The organism is Cupriavidus sp. 05T313 (assembly GCF_056396665.1).
Map to the genome: position 1 here is coordinate 1 of NZ_JBFTLX010000542.1, position 907 is coordinate 907.

Below are 907 nucleotides of genomic sequence, written 5' to 3' on the forward strand. Positions count from 1 at the left end.
CGTCCATTCAAATCGACGGCTTGATGCGCAAACAGATGCAAACCAATAGGGCCTGGATAACTAAACGCCCAGTTCGTAGTTATTATCCGGAAACGCATGGCGTCGTCCTGAGTGGGCTCCCAGTGGCGGTTGGATAGCTAACGCTGTACGCAAGGCTGTCGGCCCGAGCAATGTTCGTGAAAGCACCAAATTGGTACGGATCGCCGACTCAGAGATTGTTGCAAATCGGATCGATGTGGAGTCCACCGCCCAGGGCCGGTTGTTACGTGACAACTGCCCAAAGCCGGCCCGCCCAGGCGGGCGTGACCAAGTCGATGGATGAGCGTCAGGAAGTTGTTACGTGACAACCACACCCCATCTGTAACACTACTTGCCTCTAAAAAATGTGACGCATAAAATTCCGAGAATATTCCAGGAGCAAGTATGCCCGCATTCACAATAGCAGTTGCGAACCAAAAGGGCGGCGTCGGGAAGACGACGCTTAGCCTAAACTTGGCCTCGGCTTTTCAGGCTGGTGGCAGCGAAGTGGCACTAGTGGATGCGGACCCACAGAACACGTCACTGCGGTGGGCTACGAGCGGCGCGGAGCCCCTCCAAGTTTCGGTCACGAGCCTAGCTCCCGCTGGTGAGAAAATAGGTAACGAGATCAGGAAGCTCCAGAGCAAATATGATCTCATCCTGGTGGACTGCCCGGGCAATCTGGAAGACCCGAGGACGCCAGAAGTACTCAAGGTTGCTGATTTCTGTCTGATCCCCATGGGGCCCTCGCCAGCGGACCTTTTCAGCACCATGGCCATGATTCGTGAAGTAGCAAACGTCCAGCGTCGAGTGAATCCAGAGTTGGCTTCCGCATTGATGCTCAACAACATCAACGGCAAAACTCGAATGCGAGAGGAGATCATGACCC

1 protein-coding gene is annotated in these 907 nt (G+C 54.8%); it reads left to right on the plus strand.

Annotated elements, in window-relative coordinates:
- Positions 1 to 423: 423 nt before the first annotated feature.
- A partial coding sequence (locus AC1DKD_RS41605; protein ID WP_477144782.1) for an AAA family ATPase occupies positions 424 to 907 on the plus strand: 484 nt, incomplete at its 3' end.